We start from the raw sequence: 12,852 nt of genomic DNA, 5'->3' as shown, positions 1-12,852 counted from the left end.
TCTCAGTCCCAATGTGGCCGTTCACCCTCTCAGGCCGGCTATGGATCGTCGCCTTGGTAGGCCGCTGCCCTGCCAACTAGCTAATCCAACGCGGGTCCATCTCATACCACCGGAGTTTTTCACACCAGAGCATGCGCTCCTGTGCGCTTATGCGGTATTAGCAGCCATTTCTGGCTGTTATCCCCCAGTATGAGGCAGGTTACCCACGCGTTACTCACCCGTCCGCCACTAAGAATACAACGACTTCAACCGAAGTCTCTGTCAAAGTATTCTCCGTTCGACTTGCATGTGTTAAGCACGCCGCCAGCGTTCATCCTGAGCCAGGATCAAACTCTCTGATAAAGTGTTTGTTTCCACTCAAGATAACCAACTAGCTATCTCTCGTTTTTACTGTTTTAGGTTCATTCTCTTTGAATGATGTTTGTAAAGAATTTTCGAGAATCGTATGTGTTTCACTGTTTAGTTATCAAGGTTCTTTGCTGTTGCTCTTCCGCGACAGCTCATTTATAATATCATAAGCTTTATCGCTTGTCAACAACTTTTTTTATTTTTTCTTTTTTTCTTTCAAAAGTGAAAAAAAGAAAACCCGCTCCTTTCGAAGCGGATTTTAGTATATCACCGGCTTTAACTTTCGTCAAGCCCCTTTTTTAATTTTTTCCCATTTCTGCATTTCGCTCATCAACTGCCATAGAAAATGCTCATAAATACCTTCACAAATATATTCTGATTGTACAATAAATTAAGAAAGAAGTCTTCCTGGATCAGTTCCATTCCCTTTCTGCCGATTTCCGTATTGCACATCAATGTCAATACGAGCAAACCGACCCATATAAATACAACGCATTTTATCCCGCCCACCAGAGCTCCTGTAATTTTATTTGCCCCGTTTATAACCGGCAGCTTTGATAATATATCAAGCGCAAACGTAACCGTCCGTATCAGTATAGTCGCTGCTAAAAAGGAAAGTAAGAACGACAGTCCGTTTATCACCATCAGAGCAATCGAATCCGAAACATAATCTGCAAAGGTATTTACCGCTAAATAGCGGTATACCTCTGCAGTATTGTTTTCTATAATACTGTTCTTCAGAAGCTCCGGCAGCTTCATTCTCTCCACAAGCTCAGCCTGCTCTGCTTCTCCCATTCCATTTTCGTTCTCTGCTTCACTTTGTACAAAATCCTGGCAGCTCTCCTGTATTTTCCCATAAAGAGGTGTACTTTCCCTGAGAAACTCATTAATATAAGGATTAATCAGCCACACCAGAATAAACGAAAGTATGATAAAAAAGGTCGATACCACTTCTTTTACAAATCCTCTGTGATATCCTACGATACAGGCAGCAAAAATAATTCCCACCGCAGCAATTCCCATCCATGTCCAAGTCATAGTCGTCTCCTTAGCTGAATTTCAGAACATTCACGCCAGTATCCAAAACCAGCAGATAACGATTCCATCCAATCTTAAAGAAATCGCTGATCGTTCCGTCCACCGCACCCAGATATTTCTGCACGCCGTTTCCGTCAATCACACAAATCTGAGAGCTGTTATACATCACAATATTTCCGCCGCTCATTTTGATCGTGCTATAAGGAATATTAAAGTCCTTGCTGAATTTCAGTTTTCCTGCCGTAGAATAAACTTCCATGGTGTAAAGCTTATCTTTGCTGTCGTTTTTGTATACCAGACCAACATTATTATCATCAAAAAAGGTACTGACAATTTCCTTTTTCGCCTTAACAGTCTTGCTTTCTTTCGGAATCTGGTTGCCTCTGTACAGAGTAAATCCGTCCTCCCGCAACGCTACGCTCCGTCCGTCTCCCAGATACTGTATCTGCGGAATTACAATACCTTCATAGGTATATCCGCTGACAATACGGTCATCTTCATTCTGTCCTACATCACCAAAGTTATAAAAAGCCACATAGCTGGTAGTTTCTCCTCCGTCTACAAACTGAAAAGCTACCATCATGATAATTCCATCATCGGAGACAGTTACATCCAGAGGATATCCCGGATCATCAATCTTTGTCTGATTTTCAGCGATCAGGCTCCCATCAGTACTGTAAAAATTGATCCAGGTATTGTCGCCTCCGTCCAAAATTGCAGCAACCAGCCCATTTTTTGCAACTCTCGCTTTTACGATCGTATAGGAAGTCGTTACGCTTCCTGTGCTTCCATTCTTTCCCAGAAACACCAATGAGGTACCATCTTTGTCTGCAATTACTGCTTTATCGCCGCATACGTCAGCCACAGGATTCTGCATTTCGTATGTTTCACTCCACACAGTTTCCAGTTTTTTGTTTACAAGAGAGACGCCATCTGGGCTGTAACGAAGAATTTTTCCATCCATTTCGGTATATTTTGTGGAAACAATATCCTCCTGCTCGCTTGTCTGGAGTATTTTGTAGCTGTGGTAGCTTCTTCTCTGTATATAAAGTGTTACCAGCAGAATTGCTCCTATCACTACGGCTGCTGTAAAGATAACTTTTTTTGCGCTGTCTCTCCGGTGGCGCTTCAGACGTGATTGGTAATCCTTCGGCTCCTCATTATTTGCCTGAGCCTTTGCCAGTCGGGCTTTTTCGGCCATAAGCCGCTTTCTTCTCAGTTTTTTTCGTATGTTTTTAAATGTATTTGCCATTTTTCTTTACCTTATGTGTTTTATTAATATTTAACTGTTCTCACTAGATTCATACTTCGCTTAGCCGCTTGTACTCATCAAGTGTTCACATTATACCATGGTCACTAAGCTCATGCCGCGCCCTGGGCTTGCATTCACTAAGTGTCCAGGCATATGTTCTCACTAGATTCGTACTTCGCTTAGCCGCTTGTACTCATCAAGTGTTCACATTATACCACACCATCCTAAGGTAACACAATCACCTGTCCGGGATAAATAATTTCATTTTCTGCCAGGCCATTAAGACGGCAGATCTCGGAAATCGCGTCCATATTCCCATAACGGGCAATACTGATCTGGTATAGGGTATCTCCGGGACGGATCACATATGTTTCGTGAAGCTCATTGCCTGCTGTTGTCTGGGCTTCGTCTGTTTCCTGGACATCCTGCCCATCCGAGGCTTCCTGGCTGTTACCTTGTGGGATCTCTCCCTGTTCTGTATTCTGCGCCTGCACATCGGTCTGATTCGGGTCAGCAGCCCCCGTTTCGGAATTTTCCTCTGCCATCTGCACGGCGGACGTATCGCCTCTTGATGTCTGCGCCACACTATCCTGCTCGCCAAGCGCTTCCCGGCGCCTTGCTTTTCTGGCATCCGATTCCTCCCGGTAGACCTCCGTACTTCCTGTTTCCTCCTCCAATGCAGCCGGTGACGGTTCCGCAGCTACATCGTCCGTCTTCGGCACTTCCGTAGGCACAGGCACCGGGGTTACAGTAGCAGTTGGTTTCGGCGTTGCTGTGGGCTTTAAAAGCGTCTCCGGCTTTGTATCTTTACTCGAGGTCACTCCTGTAACAGTCTGCACTGCTTCTCCTATTCCACGCACACTCCGATAATTCCGGAAAACATTTGCGCCTACCGCAAGCACAGCAATTACCAAACACGCTGTGGCGGCATAGGAAAAAACAGAGGTGTGTCCCTCCGTTTCCTGTTCTTCCTCCCCGTCTTTTCTTTCATTTTTCTTCCTATTTTTATTCTGCACGATTTTGCGGAATGTTTTTACCGCTTCATCCTCAACCTCTTCCGTCAACTGCGGCATAAGTCCCTGATTCCGCTCAAGCATGTACTCCTGCATTTCAGGATTTTTTTCATAATAAATGTAATATCCCCTCTGCTTTACCATAAGGTTGTTTTCATAGCAAAAAAACGCATCCTCCCGTTCCATTGGCTCCATGAGCATCAGAACCTTTTCCCCTCCAAAATGTCTCAGATGAACCTTGGCAAAAAGCTCATTAACTTCTACAGGCATTTGCTCTTTTGCAAAAAACCAGCCCACGATCTCCTTTCCCGGAAAGTATTTTTCCTGCTCCTCATGTATTTTAGCCCATACCTTTTCAGAAAAATCAATATGGTCCGGATTAGCCTCCGCATCCTCCACCCTTAATGCCCCACGGATAAAAAGATACGTTGCGCCATTATTCCATTTTGTATCTCCCACCAGCACAGCCAGACATCCGCATTCTTTTTCTTGCACATGCTCAGCCCCAGCCATCCTTCCCAGAAAAGTGTACACATAATCTTCAATATAAATCCTGTAATTTCCGCCAACCAGTCCTATCTGACGTATATTTCTGGGAATAGAAAACAAGCCCTCCTCATCTTTTGTTTCCTGTTTTTCCTCCTTGTAGATCACTTCTATCATATCACATCACCCCTTCGGGCATCAGCATATCATAAGCAAAGCGCAGATTTTAGCAGAATGTAAGACCTGTACCTAAGAATTTAGCGACACATTTTGCACCCTGCATATTTTTTTCGTTTTCGGGATAAGATTGATAAATAGGATAAACAGGAAATTAAGGGAGGATCTTCCATGGCCTTTTATATTGATGCGAAAAAAGACAGCTCTTCCAAAGAGATTGCCTATCTTCTGAAAAAATGTATTCTTCACCATCCGGAAAAATGGTCGGAAATTGTTTTTCTCTGCATTGGCAGCGACAGGATGACAGGAGATTGTCTGGGACCTTATGTGGGACATCTTCTAAGCCAGTACCATCTTAACGGGATTTTTGTCTACGGAACGCTCTCTCACCCGGTCCATGCACTGAATCTGGAAAAAATGACAAGCTTCATCCAGGCAAATCACCCGAACGCCCTTGTGATCGCCATCGATGCCTCTCTTGGCGAAAAAAAGCACCTGGGCTACGTCACCATCGGAAATGGTGCGCTCTGCCCAGGTGCCGGAGTTCAAAAAGAACTTCCTCCTGTGGGAGATATTTATATTACCGGAATCGTGAATATTTCGGGCATTCTGGAACAATTGACTTTACAGACTACCCGCCTCTCCACCGTGATTTCCCTTGCTGATACCATTACTCAGGGGATTCTGGATGTCCTTCCGGAGGAAAAGCTTATACAAACGCTTTAATCTGCTTATAAATGCCAGTTCCATCCAGGCCGTACTTTTCCAGAAGTGCTGCTGCCGGACCGGATTCACCGAAAACATCGTTGATTCCGATACGTTTTACCGGAACAGGCGCTTTTTCAGACAGGCATTCGCAGACAGCTCCGCCCAGGCCTCCGATCACAGAGTGCTCCTCTACGGTCACAACCTTGCCTGTTTCTTTTGCGGCTGCCACTACCAGCTCCTCATCCAGCGGTTTGATCGTGTGGATGTTAATAACCTTTGCCTGGATGCCGTCTGCTGCAAGCATTTCTGCAGCCTCAAGGGATGATGCTACGCAAAGGCCATTGGCAATAATGGTCAGATCCCCGCCTTCGCGAAGAACGATTCCTTTGCCCAGCTCAAACTTATAATCCGGATTATCGTTAATCACCGGAACAGCCAGACGTCCGAATCTCATATACATCGGTCCAACATGCTCATAAGCAGCCTTAACCATCGCCTTTGCTTCAATATCGTCAGAAGGGGTTGCCACAACCATACCCGGAATGCTTCTCATCAGCGCAAAATCCTCACAGCACTGATGGGTAGCGCCATCCTCACCAACGGAGATTCCGCCGTGGGTAGCACCGATCTTTACATTCAGCTTCGGATAACCGATGGAATTGCGTACCTGCTCGAAAGCACGTCCTGCTGCGAACATCGCGAAGGTGCTGGCAAAAGGAACCTTTCCTGTGGTAGCGATTCCTGCCGCGATTCCCATCATGTTGCACTCTGCAATACCGCAGTCGATATGGCGCTCTGGAAATTCCTTCTTAAACATTCCGGTCTGAGTAGCTGCAGCAAGGTCAGCGTCCAGAACTACGATATCATCATGTTCTTTTCCTAATTCTACAAGAGCGCTGCCGTAGCTTGCTCTGGTGGCAATTTTCTTTACTTCTGACATAATGCTTCACCTGCCCTCTCTAAGTCTTCCATAGCCTGTGCATACTGCTCATCATTTGGTGCTTTTCCGTGCCATCCGGCCTGGTTCTCCATGAAGGAAACGCCTTTTCCTTTTACGGTTTTCATAACAATCGCGGTCGGCATCCCTTTTACAGCCTTTGCCTCATCGAAGGCTGCTTTTAACTGATCCATGTCATTGCCGTCAGCTACGTTGATCACATGGAAATTAAAAGCTTCAAATTTTTTATCAATTGGATACGGAGAGCAGACATCTTCAATTTTTCCATCGATCTGCAGACCGTTGTTGTCCACGATCACAACCAGATTGTCCAGGTTTCTGGCTCCTGCAAACATTGCAGCTTCCCAAACCTGCCCTTCCTGGATTTCGCCATCGCCAAGGAGGGTATATACCCGGTAGGCATCGCCGCTTAATTTTGCGGAAAGAGCCATTCCCACTGCCGCGGAAATCCCCTGTCCCAGAGAACCGCTTGACATATCAACACCCGGGATATGTTTCATATCCGGATGTCCCTGAAGGTAGGAGCCTAAGTGACGAAGTGTTTTTAAATCTTCTTTTGGGAAATATCCGCGCTCTGCAAGTACAGAGTAAAGACCTGGCGCGGTATGTCCTTTGGAAAGAACGAAACGGTCACGGTCTGCCTTTTTCGGGTCCTTGGGGTCTATATTCATCTCTTCAAAATAAAGATAGGTAAATAAGTCTGCCGCTGATAAAGATCCGCCCGGATGGCCGGCCTTTGCTGCATGAACTGCTGTAACGATGCCCTTGCGGACTTCGTTTGCAATTTTCTGAAGCTCTAATTTCTCCATGTTATTGTTCTCCTTTACTTATCGCCAAATACTGCTCTGTAGTCATTCTGGAATTTTACGATACCGGCATCGGTAAGAGGATGATGAAGCATCTGCTCCAATACCTTGTAAGGAACAGTTGCGATGTCAGCTCCTGCCAGGGCACACTGAGTTACATGTACAGGATGGCGAACGCTTGCCGCAATGATCTCAGTTTCAATGCCTGCTACTGCAAACATTTCAGCAATCTCACGAATCAGTTCAACACCGTCTGTAGAGATATCATCAAGTCTGCCCAGGAATGGTGAAACATATGTAGCGCCTGCTCTTGCAGCCAGAAGCGCCTGGTTTGCTGTAAAGATTAAGGTTACATTTGTTTTGATTCCCTCTTTTGTCAGAACCTTAACTGCTTTTAAGCCTTCTCCGGTCATCGGAATTTTCACAACCATGTTTGGATGGATCTTTGCGATTTCACGTCCCTCGCAGATCATACCCTCTGCATCGGTGGTAGTTGCTTTTACCTCACCGCTGATCGGTCCGTCTACGATTTCTGTAATCTCTTTGATTACTTCATTAAAATCTCTTCCCTCTTTTGCGATCAAAGATGGGTTTGTGGTAACGCCGCAGATGATGCCCATGTCGTTTGCTGCCTTAATGTCCTCAACCTTTGCTGTGTCAATAAAGAATTTCATGATTTTCCCTCCTGAATTTTATATTTACGGAAATCTATTGGGCTGCTTTTTACAACCTTTTCTTCATTATAACAAACTCTTTCGTCAGGTCAAGCCAGCCCCAATTTTATTAATAAATATTTTATTAATAATTCTTCAAAATATTAATTATTCAATAGTCTGTCACTAGTTTAACAAACAAAATTCATTTGAAAATCAACATTTTTCATATTCATCTTCATGCAAAGCCGATAAATTATTACTAATAATTATTTTGTATCTATTTAATTAAAATCGTTTATCCATCCTTGCATACCCGGTTGTTCTGCGCACGATCACCTTGGGTGTATACTCAATATTGTAGAGGCTGGTGGGCAGCGCATCCCCGTAAAACTTATCTCTTGTGTCAATTTTTCGTATGATAATATCACAGGCGTCCCGACCTTTCAGCGCTACAAAATGGTCGATTGTAGTCAGAGAGATCCGCCTGATGCCGGAATAAAAAATATTATCACATCCAATAACGGACACATCCTTCGGCACGTGAAGCCGCGCCTCCTGCAATGCGTCCACTGCCCCGATCGCCATCATATCGTTCTGCCCTGCTATGGCAGTGAAGGTTTTCCCCTCCTTCAAAAGCTCCGAGGTAAGCTGATATCCCATAGTATACTCCGAATCCGTGCGTGGATTTCTTCTGTCAACGGACTCATCGGCAGCCTTTATGATCACATGTCCCAAAAGTCCTGCACGTTCAAATTCCTTGACAAAGCCATCCACTCGCCTGGAGCGCTGCCACTGGCGCTTTGTCAGAGGTGGGGTAATAAACGCCACATCCTGATGTCCAAGGTCCAGAAGATGGCGGGCCATGAGTCTTCCCACCTCCGTATTGTCCTGGTTTATGGCATCTACTGTAGTTGTTTTTTCTTTATTGCTGATAATAACCAGCGGAATGTCTCTGGCAAGCTCCTCCACCTGTTTCCGGTAATCCGGATGAGGATTGCAGGCATAAATTATGCCCTGGGGATTCATAGTATACATCAGACGAAGATATCTTTCCTCCAGCCTTGCATCTCTCTGGGTATTACAGATAAACACCCCGTATCCCTGTTCATTGGCAACAGCCTCGATTCCCTGCAAAAGCAGCACATAATAGGGGCTGGTAATGGTTGGACAGAAAACCACGATCAGTTTTTCTTTTTTATTCTCTTTTTTGTGTTTGTGTCTGGGGAGCTGGTAGCCAAGCTCTCTGGCCGCCCGCTCTACCTTTTCTACGGTTTCCCTGGAAAAGGAAACGTTGTATTTACGGTTCAGAACCATGGATACGGTGGCCTGGGAGACCCCCGCCTTTTCCGCTACATCTGACGATGTGGCTTTCTTTCTTGCCAAGCTCATCACCTCCCTGAAGCTGCGCCGAACAGACTACAACTCCACTCTTCCTTCCAAAGCACGAAGCAGCGTCACCTCATCGATATATTCCAGATCGCCGCCCACCGGAACACCGCTGGCAATACGGCTCACCTTGATCCCCGTAGGTTTGATCAGTTTGCTGATATACATCGCCGTCGTCTCACCCTCCAAACTGGAGTTTGTGGCAATGATGACCTCTTTTACATCTCCCTGGAGACGCTGGATCAGTTCTTTTAATTTAATATCATCAGGCCCAATGCCCAGCATAGGAGAGATAGCGCCATGGAGCACATGGTACACGCCCTCGAATTTTCCCGTCTTTTCATAGGCTGCCAGATCCCTGGTATTCTCTACTACCATAATGGTGCTATGGTCACGCTTCGCATTGCTGCAGATAGGACAAAGCTCCTTATCTGTCAGAGTGTAACAGCACTTACAATACTGGATATTTTCCCGCGCGCCTGTAATCGCTGTGGTAAGCTGCTCCACCTGCTCCCGGGGCATGTTTACAATGTGGAAGGCCAGACGCTGCGCCGACTTCGCCCCAATGCCCGGAAGATGAGAAAGCTGCTCGATCAGTTTGTTAATATGACTGCTGTAGTATTCCATCAGAATGGAAAGCCTCCGCCCAGGCCGCCTGTCAGCTTTGACATTACGGCAGAGGATTCCTGCTCAACCTTGCGCAGCGCTTCATTGGTGGCTGCCACGATCAGGTCCTCCAGCATTTCAATATCATCCGGGTCCACAACATCCTCGGAAAGCTTTACCTTTGTCACTTCTCTCTTACCGGAAATCGTAACCTCAACGGCACCGCCGCCTGCGGTCGCTGTAAATTCTTTTTCCTCAAGAGCCTTCTGGTTTTCCTCCATCTGGCGCTGCATTTTCTGCGCCTGTTTCATAAGATTATTCATGTTTCCCGGCATTCCCATGCCCGGGTATCCTCCACGTTTTGCCATTTTTTTGATCCTCCTCTATCTATTTATGGTTTCGGAATTTTCCCTGCAAATACTGCATGGACATACCGCAACCATTGCTTCTTTGTTTTAGTCTATGTCGCCAGGTTCCTCTTCGATCACTACATCCATATGGATATTGTCACGGATTGCCTGATCTACCGTAACCTGCGCCAGATTTGTATGATGATGCTCTGCGGCAACAAGCATCTGTATCTCCACCGCTTTTCCCGTCTGGGCTGCAATGATATCCGCAAGCTCCTGCTTTGCTTCCGGATTATCCACATAAGCTCTTCCCAGAAAATCCTGGAATTCAATATACAGCACAGGCTCTCCTGTTTCCCCGTTATACTTGGGGATAGCTTTCTGCAGCATCTGTTTGAAAACTCCTGTGGTCTGTCCCACGATCGTTCTCCAGCTTCCTACGATCCTCTGCAAATCCTCTGGCGCCGCTTTTTTCGGTTCCGCTATCGGAGCTGCGTTTTGGCCTGACTCTGCCGAATCCACCCCCACGGCACCTTGCTGCACGATCACCTGCTGTACCGGTCTTTCCTCCATCTGCTGTTCCAGGACACGGATACGGTCCAGGACAGAATCCAGGTTTGTCTCCATAGCAGGGCGGCAAAGCTTGATCAGCGCAATCTCTACCAGCACTCTTTTCTGGGTGGAAAACCGGATCTGATTCGACAGGTCTGAGAAAATCCGGATATACCGCATCAGAGTTTCCGCATCCACCATTTCGCTTTCTTCTTTTAGAAGCTTCAGGTTTTCAGAAGAAACGTCAATGGCCTCCTCCGGATTTTCCGAAGTTTTTACCAAAAGCAGATTGCGCATATACCAGGTGAAATCACCCACAAACTGTCCAAGCTCCCTGCCGCCGATAATCAACGCTTCCAATGTGCGGATAGCTCCGGTCACGTCGCCTTTTAAAACCTTTCGCAAAAGCTGGCTGAATACTTCCGTGTCTACTGCCCCCAGAACCTCCAGCACCTTGTCATAAGTCAGAGTCTGACCAAGATAAAAAGCAATGCACTGATCCAGGAGACTCAATGCGTCACGCATGGAGCCGTCCCCGGCCTTTGCCACATAACGCACAGCCTTTTCCTCCGCCTCTACGCCCTCGATCCGCAAAAGCTCTGCCAGTCTGTCCGCAATGGTTTCAATGGATATCCGGTGGAAATCATATCTCTGGCACCGGGACAAGATCGTAATGGGTATCTTATGCGCCTCTGTGGTCGCCAGGATAAACATAACGTAGGACGGCGGCTCCTCCAATGTTTTCAACAGCGCGTTGAAAGCTCCGGTGGAAAGCATATGAACCTCGTCGATAATGTAGACCTTATAGTTTCCCTCCGTCGGACGGTACGCCACCTCCTCACGGATTTCCCGGATATTGTCCACGCCGTTGTTGGAAGCGGCATCGATCTCAATCACATTCATGGAGGTCCCGGCCTGGATCGCTCTGCACATCTCGCACTCATTGCAGGGACTTCCATTGACCGGATGCTGACAATTCACCGCCTTTGCAAGGATTTTTGCCACCGTTGTCTTTCCTGTACCCCGGGTACCGCAGAACAGATACGCATGTCCGATGCGGTTGGCTTTGATCTGATTCGTCAGGGTCGTCACGATATGGTCCTGCCCTTTTACATCGTCAAAATTATCCGGCCTGAACTTCCGGTAAAGAGCAGTATAACTCATGCCAAGCTCCTTTCTGTTATTCCCGCGAGCAACGAGCCAAGCGGATATGCTGCATATCCATTTGACTTGCTCCTATCATCACAGCCGCCGCGAGAATTTCCCGCGGCGGTCATTTTGTTTACTCTATTATCATAATCGAATTAGGGTTGTTCCGTCAAGTATGTTTGCCTAAAATCAATCGCCGAAGCTGATGCCGATCTGTTTTGCAGCTTTTACGGTCTGATCTTTCGGAGATACCATCTTTAATTTGCCAGCGCACTCAGCCAGCGGTACTCTCTTGATCTTTCCGTTTACAATACCGATCATTACGCCGTACTCTTCATCCAGAATGGCCTCTGCTGCGCCTGCGCCGATCCTTGTGGACAGAACTCTGTCATATGCACATGGCTCGCCGCCTCGCTGGGTATGGCCCGGAACAGTGATACGAACCTCTGAACCTGTCTCTTTTGTAATGCGGTCTGCGATCTCGTAGGAAACGGACGGATATTTCTTTGCTCTTTCAGCAAGCTTCTCTTTGTATTTTTTCTTTGGAAGCTCTGCGTCCTCTTTGGAGATAGCGCCCTCTGCCACTGCAAGAATGGTAAAGCGTTTTCCTGCTTTCGCACGTTTATTGATCGCAGCTACTACCTTCTTGATGTCGTATGGGATCTCAGGGATCAGGATAATGTCCGCACCGCCTGCAAGACCTGCATGCAGGGTAAGGCTTCCAACTTTATGTCCCATAACCTCCACGATAAATACACGGCCATGGGATGCTGCTGTGGTATGGATGCAGTCGATGGCGTTTGTTGCAATATTTACGGCGCTCTGGAAACCAAAGGTCATATCGGTTCCCCAGATATCGTTGTCAATGGTTTTCGGAAGATGGATAATATTCAGACCTTCCTCACGGAGAAGATTCGCTGTCTTCTGCGTTCCATTTCCTCCCAAAATTACCAGGCAGTCCAGGCAGAGCTTATAATAAGTCTGCTTCATAGCCTCAACCTTGTCCAGTCCTTTTTCATCCGGAACACGCATCAGCTTAAACGGCTGTCTGGAAGTACCCAGAATAGTACCGCCCTGTGTCAGAATTCCTGAGAAATCCCTGGATGTGAGCATACGGTATTTTCCGTAGATCAGGCCCTTGTAACCATCGTCAAAGCCGTAAACCTCCAACTCATTTACACTGTTGCTAAGACCTTTTACCACACCTCTCATGGTTGCATTTAATGCCTGGCAGTCACCACCGCTTGTCAATAAGCCGATTCTTTTAATCATAGTATCCTCCATTTCTGTGTCTCGCGCTGCACACTAAAGCTTCTGCATTTTGCAGAAAATCAATCTGTTTCCATTATATAATAATTCCCATTTTC

At 46.6% G+C, this 12,852-nt stretch carries 12 protein-coding genes and 1 rRNA gene; 1 reads left to right on the top strand and 12 read right to left on the bottom strand.

Annotation, left to right across the window (positions count from 1 at the left end; translation table 11 throughout):
* The 4 genes from ACESZH_RS04940 to ACESZH_RS04925 form a co-directional block, all read right to left on the bottom strand.
* Positions 1-342: ribosomal RNA gene (locus ACESZH_RS04940) — 16S ribosomal RNA — on the bottom strand; the annotation flags it as partial.
* 336 nt (positions 343-678) lie between these two features.
* Positions 679-1,386 carry a CvpA family protein gene (locus ACESZH_RS04935; RefSeq protein ID WP_373211839.1) on the bottom strand — a complete coding sequence of 236 codons (708 nt, stop codon included), beginning with the start codon at positions 1,384-1,386 and terminating at the stop codon, positions 679-681.
* Positions 1,387-1,396: 10 nt separating this feature from the next.
* Positions 1,397-2,587 (bottom strand): DUF5711 family protein, encoded by a 1,191-nt coding sequence (locus tag ACESZH_RS04930; protein ID WP_373211840.1) that lies wholly within the window; start codon positions 2,585-2,587, stop codon positions 1,397-1,399.
* Positions 2,588-2,862: 275 nt separating this feature from the next.
* Positions 2,863-4,314, bottom strand: coding sequence for a LysM peptidoglycan-binding domain-containing protein (locus ACESZH_RS04925; RefSeq protein WP_373211842.1), 1,452 nt, complete (start codon positions 4,312-4,314; stop codon positions 2,863-2,865).
* A 171-nt stretch (positions 4,315-4,485) separates the two neighbouring features.
* On the opposite strand from ACESZH_RS04925, the gene yyaC reads away from it, so the two are divergent.
* Positions 4,486-5,040 (top strand): spore protease YyaC, encoded by a 555-nt coding sequence (gene yyaC / locus ACESZH_RS04920; RefSeq protein WP_373211844.1) that lies wholly within the window; start codon positions 4,486-4,488, stop codon positions 5,038-5,040.
* Here yyaC and ACESZH_RS04915 read toward each other — a convergent pair.
* The 8 genes from ACESZH_RS04915 to ACESZH_RS04880 all read right to left on the bottom strand — a co-directional run bounded on the left by ACESZH_RS04915 (position 5,024) and on the right by ACESZH_RS04880 (position 12,754).
* The gene (locus ACESZH_RS04915; RefSeq protein WP_373211846.1) at positions 5,024-5,962 is read right to left on the bottom strand and encodes a transketolase family protein; all 939 of its coding nucleotides are present in this window, start codon (positions 5,960-5,962) and stop codon (positions 5,024-5,026) included. The two genes, yyaC and ACESZH_RS04915, sit on opposite strands and share 17 nt — an antisense overlap.
* Complete coding sequence (locus ACESZH_RS04910; protein WP_373211848.1) at positions 5,950-6,789, bottom strand: transketolase; 840 nt, start codon at positions 6,787-6,789, stop codon at positions 5,950-5,952. The genes ACESZH_RS04915 and ACESZH_RS04910 overlap by 13 nt, the downstream gene beginning before the upstream one ends.
* Positions 6,790-6,803: 14 nt before the next feature.
* On the bottom strand, positions 6,804-7,460 hold the full coding sequence (fsa, locus tag ACESZH_RS04905; RefSeq protein WP_373211850.1) for a fructose-6-phosphate aldolase: 657 nt from the start codon (positions 7,458-7,460) through the stop codon (positions 6,804-6,806).
* A 267-nt stretch (positions 7,461-7,727) separates the two neighbouring features.
* Entirely contained in the window at positions 7,728-8,825 is a 1,098-nt protein-coding gene (locus ACESZH_RS04900; RefSeq protein ID WP_373211852.1) for a LacI family DNA-binding transcriptional regulator, read from the bottom strand.
* A gap of 33 nt (positions 8,826-8,858) precedes the next feature.
* Entirely contained in the window at positions 8,859-9,455 is a 597-nt protein-coding gene (gene recR, locus ACESZH_RS04895; RefSeq protein ID WP_373211854.1) for a recombination mediator RecR, read from the bottom strand.
* Positions 9,455-9,802, bottom strand: coding sequence for a YbaB/EbfC family nucleoid-associated protein (locus ACESZH_RS04890; protein ID WP_373211855.1), 348 nt, complete (start codon positions 9,800-9,802; stop codon positions 9,455-9,457). Before ACESZH_RS04890 ends, recR begins: the two co-directional genes overlap by 1 nt.
* Before the next feature lie 87 nt (positions 9,803-9,889).
* A complete protein-coding gene (gene dnaX / locus ACESZH_RS04885; RefSeq protein ID WP_373211857.1) occupies positions 9,890-11,500 on the bottom strand; it encodes a DNA polymerase III subunit gamma/tau in 1,611 nt (536 codons plus the stop codon).
* A gap of 174 nt (positions 11,501-11,674) precedes the next feature.
* A complete protein-coding gene (locus ACESZH_RS04880) occupies positions 11,675-12,754 on the bottom strand; it encodes a 6-phosphofructokinase (protein WP_373212790.1) in 1,080 nt (359 codons plus the stop codon).
* Positions 12,755-12,852 lie beyond the last annotated feature (98 nt).

Source organism: Ruminococcus sp. 5_1_39BFAA, assembly GCF_964240875.1.
In the GTDB taxonomy this organism is placed as follows: domain Bacteria; phylum Bacillota; class Clostridia; order Lachnospirales; family Lachnospiraceae; genus Blautia_A.
Note: the sequence above shows the minus strand (reverse complement) of the source record. Positions and strands in the feature narration are given on the sequence as shown.

Excerpts from the sequence above, each read along its gene's own strand:
- recR (WP_373211854.1), bottom strand. The coding sequence starts at position 9,455 with ATGGAATACTACAGCAGTCATATTAACAAACTGATCGAGCAGCTTTCT.
- ACESZH_RS04890 (WP_373211855.1), bottom strand. The coding sequence starts at position 9,802 with ATGGCAAAACGTGGAGGATACCCGGGCATGGGAATGCCGGGAAACATG.
- dnaX (WP_373211857.1), bottom strand. The coding sequence starts at position 11,500 with ATGAGTTATACTGCTCTTTACCGGAAGTTCAGGCCGGATAATTTTGAC.
- ACESZH_RS04930 (WP_373211840.1), bottom strand. The coding sequence starts at position 2,587 with ATGGCCGAAAAAGCCCGACTGGCAAAGGCTCAGGCAAATAATGAGGAG.
- ACESZH_RS04925 (WP_373211842.1), bottom strand. The coding sequence starts at position 4,314 with ATGATAGAAGTGATCTACAAGGAGGAAAAACAGGAAACAAAAGATGAG.
- ACESZH_RS04910 (WP_373211848.1), bottom strand. The coding sequence starts at position 6,789 with ATGGAGAAATTAGAGCTTCAGAAAATTGCAAACGAAGTCCGCAAGGGC.
- ACESZH_RS04935 (WP_373211839.1), bottom strand. The coding sequence starts at position 1,386 with ATGACTTGGACATGGATGGGAATTGCTGCGGTGGGAATTATTTTTGCT.
- yyaC (WP_373211844.1), top strand. The coding sequence starts at position 4,486 with ATGGCCTTTTATATTGATGCGAAAAAAGACAGCTCTTCCAAAGAGATT.
- ACESZH_RS04915 (WP_373211846.1), bottom strand. The coding sequence starts at position 5,962 with ATGTCAGAAGTAAAGAAAATTGCCACCAGAGCAAGCTACGGCAGCGCT.
- fsa (WP_373211850.1), bottom strand. The coding sequence starts at position 7,460 with ATGAAATTCTTTATTGACACAGCAAAGGTTGAGGACATTAAGGCAGCA.